The 14,561-nt window shown below is 67.8% G+C and carries 15 protein-coding genes; 8 read left to right on the top strand and 7 right to left on the bottom strand.

Going from position 1 to position 14,561, the window contains the following annotated elements; genetic code table 11:
- Positions 1-268: 268 nt before the first annotated feature.
- Together B0W80_RS20550 and B0W80_RS20545 are read right to left on the bottom strand one after the other, a co-directional pair.
- Positions 269-628 carry an HU family DNA-binding protein gene (locus B0W80_RS20550; RefSeq protein WP_077001012.1) on the bottom strand — a complete coding sequence of 120 codons (360 nt, stop codon included), beginning with the start codon at positions 626-628 and terminating at the stop codon, positions 269-271.
- A 112-nt stretch (positions 629-740) separates the two neighbouring features.
- Complete coding sequence (locus B0W80_RS20545; protein WP_077001011.1) at positions 741-1,259, bottom strand: PPC domain-containing DNA-binding protein; 519 nt, start codon at positions 1,257-1,259, stop codon at positions 741-743.
- Between the two features lie 195 nt (positions 1,260-1,454).
- Here B0W80_RS20545 and B0W80_RS20540 point away from each other — a divergent pair, with 195 nt between their 5' ends.
- Entirely contained in the window at positions 1,455-2,375 is a 921-nt protein-coding gene (locus tag B0W80_RS20540) for a transcriptional regulator GcvA (protein WP_077001010.1), read from the top strand.
- Between the two features lie 5 nt (positions 2,376-2,380).
- Here B0W80_RS20540 and B0W80_RS20535 read toward each other — a convergent pair whose 3' ends face one another.
- The 4 genes from B0W80_RS20535 to B0W80_RS20520 are packed head-to-tail and all read right to left on the bottom strand — an operon-like array spanning position 2,381 to position 6,426.
- Positions 2,381-3,292 (bottom strand): amidohydrolase, encoded by a 912-nt coding sequence (locus tag B0W80_RS20535; RefSeq protein WP_077001009.1) that lies wholly within the window; start codon positions 3,290-3,292, stop codon positions 2,381-2,383.
- 19 nt (positions 3,293-3,311) lie between these two features.
- Positions 3,312-4,310, bottom strand: coding sequence for a tripartite tricarboxylate transporter substrate binding protein (locus B0W80_RS20530; RefSeq protein ID WP_077001008.1), 999 nt, complete (start codon positions 4,308-4,310; stop codon positions 3,312-3,314).
- 57 nt (positions 4,311-4,367) lie between these two features.
- On the bottom strand, positions 4,368-5,591 hold the full coding sequence (locus B0W80_RS20525; RefSeq protein ID WP_077001007.1) for a CaiB/BaiF CoA-transferase family protein: 1,224 nt from the start codon (positions 5,589-5,591) through the stop codon (positions 4,368-4,370).
- Positions 5,592-5,637: 46 nt separating this feature from the next.
- Entirely contained in the window at positions 5,638-6,426 is a 789-nt protein-coding gene (locus B0W80_RS20520; protein WP_077001006.1) for an enoyl-CoA hydratase-related protein, read from the bottom strand.
- Between the two features lie 231 nt (positions 6,427-6,657).
- Between B0W80_RS20520 and B0W80_RS20515 the strand changes: the two genes are divergently transcribed.
- The 7 genes from B0W80_RS20515 to B0W80_RS20485 all read left to right on the top strand — a co-directional run bounded on the left by B0W80_RS20515 (position 6,658) and on the right by B0W80_RS20485 (position 14,299).
- Positions 6,658-7,797 carry an iron-containing alcohol dehydrogenase gene (locus B0W80_RS20515; protein WP_077001005.1) on the top strand — a complete coding sequence of 380 codons (1,140 nt, stop codon included), beginning with the start codon at positions 6,658-6,660 and terminating at the stop codon, positions 7,795-7,797.
- 51 nt (positions 7,798-7,848) lie between these two features.
- Entirely contained in the window at positions 7,849-8,856 is a 1,008-nt protein-coding gene (locus B0W80_RS20510) for a TRAP transporter substrate-binding protein (protein ID WP_077001004.1), read from the top strand.
- A 10-nt stretch (positions 8,857-8,866) separates the two neighbouring features.
- Positions 8,867-9,793: an amidohydrolase gene (locus B0W80_RS20505; RefSeq protein WP_077001003.1), complete on the top strand. Its 927-nt coding sequence runs from the start codon at positions 8,867-8,869 to the stop codon at positions 9,791-9,793.
- Between the two features lie 42 nt (positions 9,794-9,835).
- Positions 9,836-10,339, top strand: coding sequence for a TRAP transporter small permease (locus tag B0W80_RS20500; protein ID WP_077001002.1), 504 nt, complete (start codon positions 9,836-9,838; stop codon positions 10,337-10,339).
- Positions 10,340-10,358: 19 nt separating this feature from the next.
- On the top strand, positions 10,359-11,636 hold the full coding sequence (locus B0W80_RS20495) for a TRAP transporter large permease subunit (RefSeq protein ID WP_077001001.1): 1,278 nt from the start codon (positions 10,359-10,361) through the stop codon (positions 11,634-11,636).
- A gap of 154 nt (positions 11,637-11,790) precedes the next feature.
- On the top strand, positions 11,791-13,317 hold the full coding sequence (locus B0W80_RS20490; RefSeq protein WP_256856636.1) for an ABC transporter substrate-binding protein: 1,527 nt from the start codon (positions 11,791-11,793) through the stop codon (positions 13,315-13,317).
- Between the two features lie 49 nt (positions 13,318-13,366).
- Complete coding sequence (locus B0W80_RS20485) at positions 13,367-14,299, top strand: TauD/TfdA family dioxygenase (protein WP_077001000.1); 933 nt, start codon at positions 13,367-13,369, stop codon at positions 14,297-14,299.
- Positions 14,300-14,347: 48 nt separating this feature from the next.
- On the opposite strand, the gene B0W80_RS20480 is transcribed toward B0W80_RS20485, so the two are convergent.
- Positions 14,348-14,560 carry an acetyl-CoA carboxylase biotin carboxyl carrier protein subunit gene (locus tag B0W80_RS20480; RefSeq protein WP_077000999.1) on the bottom strand — a complete coding sequence of 71 codons (213 nt, stop codon included), beginning with the start codon at positions 14,558-14,560 and terminating at the stop codon, positions 14,348-14,350.
- Position 14,561: the final 1 nt, after the last annotated feature.

Raw genomic sequence — 14,561 nt, 5'->3', positions numbered from 1 at the left:
GCCAACGGCGCCGGTGCAGGGGGAACGGTGCAGTTCGATGGCCACAACTTCGCACTGGACATCCAGGGCGGCAACAACCCGGAGTGGCCCGACATGACGGTGAATGACGACTACGACTACTCGCAGGTGTACGAGTACGCGTATTAGGCGGTGGCGCCGATGGTTCTTGCTTCCCGCCAGCCCGGCGCCTGAGCCGGCCATGAAAAACGGCCCCGTCGGGGCCGTTTCTTCATTTGTTGGCGGCCGAGAGGCTGCCGGCTGTGCTGCCTTACTTCTTCTTGGCAGCAGCCTTCTTCGCCACAGGCTTGGCCTTCGGCGCCGCAGCGGCCTTCTCGGTCTTGCGCTTCGCGGCCTTCGGGTCCACGGCGGCCTTGAAGGCGGCGCCCGGCACGAACTTCGGCACCTTCTGGGCGGCGATCTTGATCTTCGTGCCCAGGCTGGGGTTGAAGCCGGAGCGTGCGGCGCGGGCCACTTGCTTGAAGGTGCCGAAGCCGACGATCTGCACGGGATCGCCCTTCTTCACGGCGGCGACGATGGCGGTCGTCACGGTTTCGAGGATGCGGGCACCTTCGGCCTTGCTGACGTTGTGGGTGTCTGCGATCTTCTCGACGAGTTCAATGCGGTTCAAAGCTGATTTCCTATGAGTTGATGTCGCCACGTTGCCAGTGGCGGCACGCGATGATCGGCCATCGCGAGCGGGGCGCAGTGTATTCGATGACGAGCGACGCCCCGCCACAGCCTCACTTCGCGCCGGGATGCAGCCCCAGCACGTTCGCGCCGATGGCCGGATCGACGAAGCGCTCGAGCCGGTGCGGATGCAGCATCACCGTGACCTCGCAGGAGCCGGTGCCCACCGTCAGGCCCAGCAGGTGCCCGCCCGCGCCGACGAAGCTGCCGTCGGTCACGATGCCGTGCGCGTGGATCGAGGGCTTGCCCTCCTTCCAAGCGATGCTGCCGGTCAGGTTGGCGAGTTCGACGTCCTTGAAGGTCTTGGGGTCGAAGACCTTGCGCGAGAAGTCGTAGAAGCCGAACTTCGCCTCGCGCATGAAGCCGATGCCGACGATGCTGGCACTCGGGATCTGCTCGACCACCGCGAGCCGCTCCAGGTGCGCGATGACGTCGTCGCCGTTGCGCAGCACCATCAGGTAGCCGGTGGGCGTGCGCGTCACCTTGCCGGTGAGGTCTTGCGCCGACGCGCCGAAGGCCAGGGTCGCCAGCAGGGCCGGCAGCAGGGGAAGAAAGCGTTTGCAGAAGGGCATGCGTTGTCTCGTTTGCGGGTTTGAAATCACACGGTGCGCGATGCGGTGCTGCATCGGGCGGGGGCCAGTCTAGGAATCGCGCCAGAGAGCGGCAAACGAGTTTTTCTAGGGCGACTGCCGAGAAAAATTCGAAGGCTTTGGCCTCACACTCGACACGCGCGGCCGCGCCTTCAGGGCCGCACCCAGGAGACGACCTTGTCACGCCCCATCCCGCCCCTGAACGCGCTGCGCGCCTTCGAAGTCGCCGCACGTCACCTGAGCTTCACGCGTGCCGCCGACGAGCTGTTCGTCACGCCATCGGCCGTGAGCCACCAGGTCAAGACGCTGGAAGAGAACCTCGGCGTCGCGCTCTTCATGCGCGACTCGAAATCGCTCTCGCTCACGGCCGCCGGCAAGGCCTATTTGCCGGGCGTGCAAGAGGCGTTTCAGCAGTTGGTCTTCGCCACGCACCAGCTCAACAAGACGCTGGGCGTGCCTTCGCTGAAGATCAACCTGCCGCCCACCTTCGCAGTGAAGTGGCTCACGCCGCGCATGCGCCGCTTCATGCAGGCGCATCCCGACATCGACCTCAAGATCGCCACCGAGAAGGACATGGTCGACTTCACGCGGCAGGACTTCGACCTGGCCGTGCGCTACGGCCGCGGCGTGTACCCCGGCATGTACTCCGAGCTGGTGCTGCCCGTGGAGGTGTTCCCCGTCTGCAGCCCGGCGCTGATGCAGGGCGAGCATCCGCTGGCCTCGCCGGCCGATCTGCGCTTCCACACGCTGCTTCACGACGAGAGCACCTACGACGACGTCAGCAACCCCAACTGGTCGATGTGGCTCGAGCACGTGGGCGTGACGGACGTCGACACGACGCGCGGCCCATCCTTCTGGCCCAGCCACCTGGTGCTGGGCGCGGCGATCGACGGCCTGGGCGTCGCGCTCGCCAAGAAGCACTGGGTGGCCGGCGACATCGCCGCCGGGCGGCTGGTGCGGCCCTTCGAGGGCAGCATGCAGGTGGAGTTCGCCTACTACATCGTCTTTCCGGAAGACCGCGCGAACGACCCGCGCATCCACGCCTTTCTCGAATGGGTGCGCGAGGAACTGGCGCGCCCACCTGACGAAGCGATGTAGCAGCCTCAGCCGATGCGGTAGATGCGAACGGCGTTGTCGTGCAGCAGCGCGCGACGCTCGTGCGCCGGGCGCGGCGCGATCGCGGCGCGGAAGCCGGCCAGGAGGGTGGCGTAGTCCGCGACCAGGCTGTCCACCGGAAAGTTGCTCGCGAACATGCAGCGCGTCGCGCCGAAGATCGCGATGGCATCGCGAATCACAGGCACGTTGTCGGCCTGCGTCCACGGACGGCCTGCGAGGCCCAGGCCCGAGATCTTGAGAAAGGCATTGGGCTGTGCGGCCAACGCCTCCAGAGCGGCGCGCCAGCCGCGCAGGCCTTCGTCACTGCGGTCCGAAGGCAGGCCGGTGTGGTTGAGGATCAGCGTGGTGCGCGGAAAGTCGCGCGCCAGCTCGGCCGCCTGGTCGAGATTCCACCATGGCGCCTGCAGGTCGAACGAGAGGCCGTGGCGTTCCAGCAGCGCATAGCCTTCACGCCAGCGCGCGTCGTCCATCGACCCGGCGACGCCGCGCCGCGCGTCGGCCCGCGCCGCGGCCGTCGCCGGCTTGTGACGGATGCCGCGCACGAGCGCGAAGGCGGCCTGCGCGGCCAGCACTTCGGCCGCGTCGGAGCGATCAAGTGCCGCGTGCGCCACCACGACCGAGGGCCGCCCGTGCGAACGCGCAAGCTCGGTCAGCCAGCGCGTCTCGGCCAGCGGATCGCGGCGGTCCCACTCGGCCTCCACATGCACCGTGGCCACCGGTGCATCGGCGCGCGTGTCCCGGGCGTAGTCCGCGGGCAGGTAACTGCGCTTCAGCGCCGAGTAGTCGCCGTAGCGAAAGGCCGGCACCGTCTCGCCCTGCAGCCACGGATACGGGTTGGCTTCGAGATCCCAGAAGTGCTGGTGCGCGTCGATGAAGGCTTCGCCGGGGGTCGGGTCCATCGCAGGATGTCCAAGGCTTTCAGTTCGAAATCTTCAACTTGCCCGACAGCTCCTTGAAGAAGGCGCTCTCGCGCACCATCACCGCTTCGAGCGCGGCATCGTCGGCATAGGTGTCGGTGCTGAAATGCAGCTTCTGCAGCGCATCGATCCACAGCGGCTCCTTCACCGCCTTGGCCGTGGCCGTCTTCAGCACCGCCATCACCTCGTCGGGCGTGTTGCGCGGCGCCGAGAGCCCGCGCCAGATGCCGATCGACAGGTCGACCTTGCGCTCCTTCAGTGTCGGCACGTTCTCGAAGCCGTCGGCCACGCGCTTGTCGGCCATCACCGCCAGCGCCTTGAGCTTGCCCGCGGCGACGTAGCTCGACACTTCGGCGGTGCTGACGGTTACCGCGTCGATGTGCCCGCCCAACAGGGCCAGCACCGCCGGCGCGCCGCCCGCATAGGGAATGTGGTTAAACTGCGCACCGGTCTTCTCCGACAGCGCGGCGGCGGCCATGTGCCAGGTCGAGCCGTGGCCCGCATTGCCCACGCGGATGTTCGCTTCGGGTTTGCGTGCGGCGTCGAGGAACTGCTCGAGCGTTGCGTAGGGCGCGTCGGCACGCACCACCACCGCAGCCGGGTCGGCATTGAGCCGCGCGATGGGCCGCAAGTCCTTGTACGAGAACTTGGCCAGGCCCAGGTGGTTCAGGAAGGTCAGCTCGGTGGACGACAGCACGATGCGGTAGCCGTCGGGCTTGGCATTGACGACCTCGCCCAGCCCCAGCACGCCGCTCGCGCCGGGCCGGTTGATGACCACGATGGGCTGCGGCAGGTGCCTGGCCACCGCGGCACCGAAGGCGCGGCCAACCACGTCGGCGCCACCGCCGGCCTGCCAGGGCACGACCAGTTCGATGGGCTTGTTCGGATAGGCGCCGCCCTGCGCCCAGGCGGGCACGGCGAAGGTGGTGCCCAGCAGCATGGCGGCGGGCCAGGTGCGCAGCCATTGGCGGCGCGCGGTGTCGATGGTCGAGAGGGCCATGTTCTTGTCTCCAGGTTCGTGATGGTGTCGCTTTGCGTGCGTTCGTGCCAGCGCCGGTCAAGCGGTCGCTGCGGCGTCGGTGCGCGCCGGACCGAAGGCGCCGGCGCGGCGGAGGGCCTCGATGCGGTCCTGGGTCAAGCCGATCTCGCCGAGGATCTCGTCCGTGTGCTGGCCCAGCAGCGGCGCCGGATGCCGCACGCGCTGCGGCGTGCCGCCGAGCTTGACCGGGAAGCCCAGCGCGCGCGTCTCGCCTTCGACCGGATGCTGGATCTTCAGCACCATCTCGCGCGCCACCGCCTGCTCGCTTGCGAGCGCCTCGGCGTAGTTGTAGATCGGTGCGGCCGGCACGCCCGCGGCCAGCAGCGCATCCACCCACTCGTCGGCGCTGCGGCGTGCGAACTCGCGCTCCAACTCGGCGATCAGCGCCTCGCGGTTGCGGATGCGCAGCACGTTGTCGATGAAGCGCGGGTCCTGCACCAGGTCGTCGCGGCCCACCACGCCGCACAGCGCCGTCCACAGCTTGGGGTTGGCCGCGCCGATGACGAAGTGGCGGTCGGCCGCCTTCACCGCCTGGTAGGGCGCGCTCATGCGGTTGGCGCTGCCGATGGGCACCGGCAGCTCGCCCGTGCCCCAGTATTCGGCCGATTCCCACACCGACAGGCCCAGCGCCGTCTCGAACAGCGATGCGTCGACGAGCTGGCCCTCGCCGGTGATGTCGCGGCCGATCAGTGCGCTCAGGATGCCGTAGGCCGCGAAGAGCCCGGCCCCCAGGTCGGCCAGCGGCACGCTGGACTTCACCGGCTCCTGGCCCGGGTGGCCCATCACGCTCATCACGCCGGTCATGGCCTGCGCGATCAGGTCCAGGCCGGGCCGCTTGGCCCAGGGGCCGGTCTGGCCGAAGCCGGAAATGCTCGCGTACACCAGGCGCGGATTGATCTTGCGCAGGGTCGCGTGATCGATCTTGAGCCGCGCGGCCACGCCGGGGCGGTTGTTCTCGACCAGCACGTCGGCGTCCTTCACGAGCGCGTAGAAGGCTTCGAGCCCGGCCGGGTTCTTGAGATCGATCTCGACGCTGCGCTTGTTGCGGTTGAGCGCGAGGAAGCCGCCGCTGTCGGCGCCCTTGAGCCGGAAGCCCATCGAGCGCCGGGTCTGGTCGCCGATGCCCGGCGTCTCGACCTTGATCACGTCGGCACCCATGTCGCCGAGCAGCATGCAGCAGAAGGGTCCGGCCATGATCTGGCTGACGTCGAGAACCTTGATGCGGGAAAGAGGAAGGGTCACCTGGAGGCTCCGGAAGATGTTCGATGAATGACGATGGGTGGCTCGCTCAGCGGCCGACGAAGGCCGGCTTGCCCTTGGCCAGGAAGGCCTGGAAGCCGATGCGGAAGTCCTCGGTGTCGAAGCAGGCGTAGGCCTCGTCGGCTTCCTCGGGCGTGAGCGGCACGGGCTGTGCGAGGCGCCGCACGAACTTCTTGTGCCAGCGCGCCACCAGCGGCGCGCCGTTGGCGATGCGGCGCGCGGTCGCCTCGCCCTCGGCCAGCACATCGGCGTCGGCCACCACACGGTTCACGAGGCGCTTGGCCAGCGCCTCCTGCGCGTCGAAGACGCGGCCTTCGAGCACGATCTCGAGCGCGGTGGCACCGCCGACCAGGTCGACCAGGCCGCCCAGCTCGCCGTACGACATCGTCAGGCCCAGCTTGTTGACCGGCACGCCGAAGCGGCTCGACGTGCCGCAGATGCGCATGTCGCAGACCGAGGCGATCTCGAGCCCGCCGCCCACGCACGCGCCTTCGATCACGGCCAGTGTCGGATGGCGACTTTGCGCAACGGCCTGCATCGCGGCGTACGTCACCTTGGCGTAGGTGGCGGCCTGCTTCGAATCGGCACGCAGGCGAGTGAACTCCTCGATGTCGGCGCCGGCCGAGAAAGCCTTGCCGCCGGCGCCGCGCAGCACGATGCAGCGCAGCGCGTCGTCGGCCGACAGCATGGCCATGGCATCGCCGAGGCCTTGCCACATCGCCAGGTCCATGGCGTTCATGCGGTCGGGCCGGTTGAAGGTGATGGTGGCGATGCGGGCGTCTTGCTCGTGGCGCTCGACCAGGATGGGCGGGGTCATGGTGATTCGTCTCTCGTGTGGTGGGCTGTGAACCGGGCGAAGTCTAGGTTTGGGCCACCGTCCAGCCAAACGAGAAAAACTGGGCCGACCTTCAAGAAAAACTCGGCCCCGCGCTTGTGAATTTTTCTCGGCCGGGCTTCAAGTAAATCCACGTTGCCCGGCCCTGGCGCCGTTCCTAGACTCGCGGCCCGAACCCCCACAGGACACCCGACCGGAGACACGAGACGCACCATGGCCCTCATCCACTACATCACCCAGATCCAGATCGACTTCGGCGCGGTGTCCTTGCTCGCGCAGGAATGCGAGCGCATCGGCATCCGGCGCCCGTTGGTCGTCACCGACGCCGGCGTGCGCGCCGTCGGCGTGCTCGACCGCGTCACTGCGCACATCGGCGAAGGGCGCCGCTTCGTGGTGTACGACGGCACGCCTTCCAACCCGACCGAGCGCGCGATGCGCGAGGCCGTGGCGCTCTATCGGCAGCACGATTGCGACGGCATCGTCGCCGTCGGCGGCGGCTCGCCGATCGACCTGGCCAAGGGCGTGGCCGTGTGCGCCACGCACGACGGCCCACTCGCCACCTTCGCCGCCATCGAAGGCGGCGTGGCCCGCATCACCGCGGCCACGGCGCCCGTGATCGCGGTGCCCACCACCGCCGGCACCGGCAGCGAGGTCGGCCGCGGCGCGGTGTTGATCCTCGACGACGGTCGCAAGGTCGGTGTGCTTTCGCCCTTCCTGGTGCCGCGGGTCGCGCTGTGCGACCCCGAACTCACGCTCGGCCTTCCGCCGATGCTGACCGCGGCCACCGGCATGGATGCGATCGCGCATTGCATGGAAACCTTCATGGCACCGGCCTTCAACCCGCCGGCCGATGGCATCGCGCTCGACGGCCTGCGCCGCGCGTGGAAGCACATCGAAACGGCGACCACGACGCCCGGCGACCGCGAGGCGCGGCTGAACATGATGAGCGCCTCGATGCAGGGCGCGCTGGCCTTCCAGAAGGGCCTGGGTTGCGTGCACAGCCTGAGCCATGCGCTGGGCGGGCTCAATCCGCGCCTGCACCACGGCACGCTCAACGCGATCCTGCTGCCGGCCGTGATTCGCTTCAACGCCGAGGCACCCTCGATGCGGAAGGACGACAAGCTCGCGCGCATGGCGCAGGCCATGGGCCTCGCGGCGGCAGACGAGGTGGCGGCGGCCGTCGCCGACATGAGCCGGCGGCTCGGGCTGCCTGTCGGGCTGACCGCGATCGACGTCTCGCCCGACGTCTTTCCGCGCGTGATCGAAGGCGCGCTGAAGGACCACTGCCACAAGACCAACCCCCGCGAGGCGAGCCCGGCCGAGTACGACGCGATGCTGCAGGCCTCGCGGTAGCCGCCCCTCGTCACCCCTCGTCACCGCTCATCCAACCCAAGGAGACAAACCATGACAAAGAGCTTTTCCGCGATCCGCCGTTTCGTCGTCCGGCCCTCTGCAGTGGGCCTGCTGTTCGCCCTGCTCGCCTTCGGTGCCGCAGCCCAGGCACCGGTCAAGCTGCGCTTCAGCCACACCGTGCCCGAGAGCGATTCGCAGCACAAGGCCGCGCTCGAATTCGGCAAGCGCGTGAAGGAGCGCACCCAGGGCGGCGTCGAGGTCCAGGTCTTCGCCAACAGCCAGCTCGGCAACGACGTGACGCTGGTGACCGGCGTGCGCAGCGGCACCATCGACATCGGCGCCACCGGCAACCCCTTCGTGACCGGGCTGGCGCCCAAGCTCAACGCGCTCGACCTGCCCTACCAGTTCGCCGATGCGCAGCAGGCCTACCGCACGCTCGACGGCCCGGTCGGGCGCTCGCTGCTCGACGAACTCTCCGCGCACCAGATCAAGGGACTGGCCTTCTGGGAGATCGGCTTTCGGAGCCTGGGCAACAACAAGCGCCCGATCAACGGCGCCGACGACATCAAGGGCCTGAAGATCCGCACCACGCCCAATCCCTCGCACCTGAAGGCCTTTCAGCTGCTCGGCGCCAACCCGCAGCCGATGCCCTTCGCCGAAGTCTTCGGCGCGCTCGAATCGGGCGCGGTCGACGGACAGGAGAACCCGCCGACGCTGATGCTGTCGTCGAAGATGTTCGAAGTGCAGAAGTACCTGTCGCTCACGCGCCATGCCTACACGCCGCTGGTGGTGATCATGAACAAGGCGCGCTTCGAGGGCCTCAAGCCCGACTACCAGAAGGTGCTGCTCGAAGAGGCGGCCAACGCGGCGGCCTTCCAGCGCAAGCTGAACGCCGACGGCGAGAAGGACGCGATCGCCCAGCTGCGCGCCAAGGGCATGCAGATCAACGAGAACCCGGACACCGCCAGCATCCGCAAGGTGGTGCGCGACGAGACGCGCAAGCTCTACGTCGACAAGAACGGCGATGCGGTGCTGAAGGCCATGGATGCCCAGCCCTGAGGCCTTCGGAATGAATGGCACGCCCGCGCCGGCCATCGTCGACGCGCACCATCATCTCTGGCGGCTAGGCGAAGGCCGCTATCCCTGGCTGCAGGAAGGCTACGACCCCGGGGCTTTCTTCCTGGGCGACTACAACGCGCTGCGGCGCGACTTCGACGCGGATGCCTACCGCGCGCGCACCGAGGGCCTGAACGTGGTCGCCACCGTCCACGTCGAGGCCGAACGCGATCGCGCCGAATCGTTGGCCGAGACACGCTGGCTGCATGCGATGCATACGCGGCACGGCTCTCCGAACGCCGTGGTAGCGCACGTCGATCTGCTTGCGCCCGATGCGGCACAACAGCTGGCGCAGCATCTCGAATGGCCGCTCGTGCGCGGTGTGCGCTGCAAGCCGCTGACGGCGCCGACCGCGTCCGCCGGCGTGGAAGGGCGACCCGGCGCCTTGCAGGACTCGCGCTGGCTCGCTGGCCTGTCGCTGCTGGCCAGGCACGAGCTGGCCTGGGACCTGCGCGTGCCCTACTGGCACCTCGAAGAAGCCGCAGCGCTCGTCGAGCGCGTACCGGGCCTGCCCGTGGTGCTCGAGCATGCAGGCCTGCCCTGGGACCGCAGCGAGGCCGGCTTGGCGCATTGGCGCCGCGGCATGCAGGCGCTCGCCGCCTTGCCAGGCGTGCACGTCAAGCTCTCGGAATTCGGGCTGCCCGATGCGCCCTGGGATGCCGCAAGCACGGTCCGCGTGGTGCGCGAAACCATCGACATCTTCGGCTGGCAGCGCTGCATGTTCGCGAGCAACCTGCCGGTGTCGGGCCTGCGCGTGTCGATGGCCGAGCTGGTGCGCACGATGTCCGAGGCGCTCTCGGCGCTGGATGTCCAGGCGCGCGACGCCGTCTGGCGCGGCAACGCGCTCCGCTTCTACCGCATCGACATGGCCGAGCGCTGATCGACGCCAGGCTGCACTGCAACTACAACAAGGAGACTCCCCATGCTTTCCCGCCTCGTCGAGCGCGGCGCCCAGTGGCTGATGATCGCGATGATGGCCGTGATGGTCGCGCTCGTGTTCGGCAACGTCGTGCTGCGCTACGCCTTCAACTCCGGTATCGTGTTCTCGGAGGAAGCCTCGCGCTTCGTCTTCATGTGGCTCACGCTCCTGGGTGCGCTGCTGGTGATGAAGGACAACGCCCACCTGGGCATGTCGACCATCGTCTCGCGCCTCGGCGAGCCGGCCCAGCGCTTCTGCCGCGGCGTGGCCGACCTCGGCGCCCTCGCCTGCTGCCTGCTGCTGGCCCACGGCGCGTGGAAGCTCGTGGTGATCGGCATGGACGACTACGCGCCCGTCACCGGCGTGCCGCTGGGCGCGGTGTATGCCTGCCTGCTGGTCAGCAGCGCGGGCATGGCGCTGATCCTCGCGCATTCGCTGTGGCGTCTTTTCAGCGGCCGCATGCCGCGCGAAGAGCTGGTCAGCGACGTCGCCAGCGCGTGCGAATGACGGCCACCGAAAGACACGCATGACCATCTTCGTCTTCATCACCTCGCTGCTGGGGGCCATGGCCTTCGGCATGCCCATCGCCTTCGCCCTGCTGGTCTGCGGCGTCGCGCTGATGGCGTACCTCGGCAACTTCGACACGCAGATCCTTGCGCAGAACATGCTGGAGGGCGTCAACAACTACCCGCTGATGGCGGTGCCCTTCTTCATGCTGGCGGGCGAGCTGATGAACGCGGGCGGCCTCTCGTCGCGCATCGTGAAGGTGGCCGATGCACTGGTGGGCCACGTGCGCGGCGGCCTCGGCTACGTGGCGATCATCGCGGCCACCGTGGTCGCGAGCATCTCGGGCTCGGCGGTGGCCGACACGGCGGCCGTCGCGGCGCTGCTCATTCCGATGATGCGCAACGCCGGCTACGACGTGCCGCGCGCGGCGGGCCTGATCGCGGCCGGCGGCATCATCGCGCCGGTGATTCCGCCGTCGATCGCGATCGTGGTGTTCGGCGTGGTGGCGCAGGTGTCGATCACCAAGCTGTTCCTGGCGGGCCTCTTCCCCGGCATCATGATGGCGCTGACGCTCACCGCCACCTGGTGGTTCTGCGCGAAGAAGGAGAAGAAGGTCGCGGTGCGCCGCTTCTCGCTGCGCGAACTGGGCCGCAGCCTCGTCGACGGCATCTGGGCGCTGGTGCTGCCCTTCGTGATCATCGGCGGCATGAAGTTCGGCGTGTTCACGCCGACCGAGGCAGCCGTGGTGGCGGTGGTCTACGCCTTCGTGGTGGGCCGCTTCGTCTACGGCGAACTCCAGCTGAGCCGCCTGCCCGAGCTGGTGCTGAGCGCGGCCAAGACATCGAGCACCGTGCTGTTCCTCGTGGCCTGCGCGCTGGTGTCGGCCTGGCTCATCACCATCGCCAACATCCCGGCACAGGTGACGGAGCTGCTGGAGCCCTTCATCGACAACAAGATCCTGCTGATGTTCGTGATCATGGTGCTCGTGATCATCGTCGGCACCGCGCTCGACCTGATGCCCACCGTGCTGATCATGACGCCCATCCTGATGCCGGTGATCGCCAAGGCCGGCATCGACCCGGTGTACTTCGGCGTGATGTTCATCATGAACAACGCCATCGGCCTGCTGACACCGCCGGTGGGCACCGTGCTCAACGTGGTGGCCGGCACCTCGCGCGTGGGGCTGGACAGCGTGATCCGCGGTGTGTGGCCCTTCTTGCTGTCGCTGACGGCGCTGATGTTCCTGTTCGTGCTGTTCCCGCAGCTGATCATGGTGCCGGCGAGCTGGCTGCGTTGAGGCCAGGTATTCCAATATTTGGATATAAGGTTCGATCGGTTTTTCATTGGTAAACGGTATCTAGTGGAATTCCCCGTATGCCATGAAGTCTGAACCGTGATGTCATATGTTGGCATTCGAAGGCGGCACGCCTTCCGTCCAACAAGGAGACATCGTGGGACTCTTTCGCAGCGGCACCTGCGCCGCCCTGCTGCTGGGCAGCCTGGCATTCGGACCGCATGCGACCGCCCGGCCGGCGGTCGACAAGGACACGGTGGTGTTCGGCGTCAGCCGCGACATCGCGATGCTCGACGCCCAGGTCGACAACACCGGCAACTCCGACCGCTACGCCTGGCAGCTGTTCGACAACCTGTACACCTTCGACAAGAAGGGCCGGCTGGCGCCGCAGATCGCCACCGGCTACACCGTGTCGGACGACCAGCTGCAGTACCGCTTCAGCCTGCGGCGCGACGTGAAGTTCCACGACGGCACGCCGCTCAAGGCCAAGGACGTGAAGTACTCGCTCGAGCGCATCATGGACCCGGAGGTGAAGAGCACGCGCCGGCCCTATTTCTCCGACGTCGACAGCGTCAGGGCCCCCGACGAGTTCACGGTGGTGGTCAAGCTCAAGAAGGTCGACGCCGTCTTCATGAACAAGGTGGCGGCTTTCGTCGCCATCGTGCCGATGGACTACACGCGCTCGCTGGCGGACGTCGACGCCTTCTCGCGCGCACCGATCGGCGCCGGCCCCTACAAGCTCGTCGAACACAAGCTGGGCCAGAGCCTGACGCTGGAGCGCTTCGACGGCTATTGGGGCGCCAAGCCGGGCATCAAGCGTCTGGTCTACAAGGTGATCCCCGAAGCCGCGAGCCGCGTCAACGCGCTGCTCGCGAACGAAGTCGACATGATCGACAACGTGCCGCCGAACGACGTGGCACGGGTCAAGGCGGCCGCCGAGCGCGAGGCGGTGTCGGTGCCCATGGGCAGCCCGCTGCACGTGCGCCTATACACCACCACGCCCGGCACGCCGCTGCACGACCGCCGCGTGCGGCTGGCCCTCAACCATGCGGTGGACGTGAACGCGATCATCGCCAACGTGATGAAGGGCGTGGGCAAGCCGCTCACGACCTATATCTCGTCGTACTACCCGATCGGCGTCGGCAAGGACCTCAAGCCCTATGCCTACGACCCCGCGCTCGCGAAGAAGCTGCTGGCCGAGGCCGGCTACCCCAAGGGCTTCGAGACGGAGCTGATGTCGCCGACCTCCTACCCGAAGGAGGTGACGGAGGCCATCGTCGCCTACTGGTCGCAGGTGGGCGTGAAGGCCAAGATCAAGATGCTGGACTTTCCCGCCTGGACACGCCTGAACAACACGAAGAAGTCGGGCCCGATGACGATCATGCAGTACTCCAACGCGATGTACGACCCGATCACCGCCATCCAGGGCACAGCCAGCAAGGCCGGCACCTGGTCGGACTACGACAACCCCGAGGTCGAGACACTGATCACCAAGACCAACTCGGTCGCCGACCCGGCCGAGCGTGACAAGCTGTTCCAGCAGATCGGCAAGCTCATGCGCGACGACGGCCATGCGGTGCTGATCTCCGAGCTGTTCCTGGTGTTCGCCAAGGACAGGCAGATCGAGTGGGAGCCGCAGTACGGCTATTCCTTCTACGACCTTCGCACGCTGCGCTGGAAATGACGGCGCCGCTTTTTCATACCGCATCCAAAGCCCGACAAGGATTCATCCGATGACCCAGCAAGCCGCGCCCACCCGAACCGCCGGCCGCCCGAGCGGCGGCGCCTCGTCCTTCGACATCGTCCCCACCGGCTGCGCCCTGGGCGCCGAGATCGTCGGCCTCGACATCGCAGGCGAAGTCTCATCGGCCGATTTCGCGCGCCTGCGCCAGGCCTACGACGAGCATTCGGTGCTCGTCTTCCGCGGCCGGGCGCTGCAGCCGGCAGAGCAGGTCGCGTTCAGCCGCGGCTTCGGTGACCTGGAGCGCCACGTGGTCGAGAAGTACCTGCTGCCCGGCCACCCGGAGATCTTCCGCGTGTCGAACATCGTCGAGAACGGCCAGCGCATCGGCGGCAGCGGCGAGTTCTGGCACACCGACCTGTCGTACGTGGCCGAGCCCAGCCGCGGCTCGCTGCTCTACGCGGTCGAGGTGCCGGTGCGCGACGGCGTGGTGCTGGGCGACACCGAATTCGCCAGCAGCGCGGCCGCCTACGACGCGCTGCCCGCGGCGCTGCGCAGGAAGCTCGACGACATGCAGGCCGTGCATCGCTTCGGCGACATCTACGCCAAGGTGAATGCGCAGCGCGGCACGACGACGACGCTGTCGGACGAGCAGAAGAAGCGCACGCCCGACGTGGTCCATCCGGTGGTCATCCGGCACCCCTTCTCCGGGCGCAAGAGCCTGTTCGTGAACGAAGGCTTCACCGTGTCCATATTGGGCGTGCCAGAAGCGGAAAGCACGCGGCTGCTCGAAGAGCTGTACGCGCACTGCAAGCGGCCCGAGTTCGTCTACCGCCACAAGTGGCAGCCCCATGACCTGGTGATGTGGGACAACTGGGCCACGATCCACCGCGCCACCGGCGGCTACACGGCCGAAGAGCGCCGGCTCATGTACCGCACCACGCTGCAGGCCTCCGTGCCCTTCGGCAGCCTCACGCCGCAGTGAAGCGAATTCACCCGTGCCGGGCACGGCGCGGGTGCGATCGGCGGCGACTCAGTCGAGCACCACCACCACGTCGCCTTCGTTCACGCTGTCGCCCTCGGCCACGCGCAGTTCGCGCACCACGCCGGCTTGCGGCGCTTCGAGGTGAATCTCCATCTTCATCGACTCGACGACCAGCAGGGTGTCGCCACCGTCGACGCGCGCATTCAGGCTCACGGGAACCTGGATGACCTTGCCGGAGATCTCGGACTTCACTTCTTTCATT

Origin of the sequence: Variovorax sp. KK3 (assembly GCF_001984055.1) — a bacterium.
Classification (GTDB): domain Bacteria; phylum Pseudomonadota; class Gammaproteobacteria; order Burkholderiales; family Burkholderiaceae_C; genus Variovorax.
Note: the sequence above shows the minus strand (reverse complement) of the source record. Positions and strands in the feature narration are given on the sequence as shown.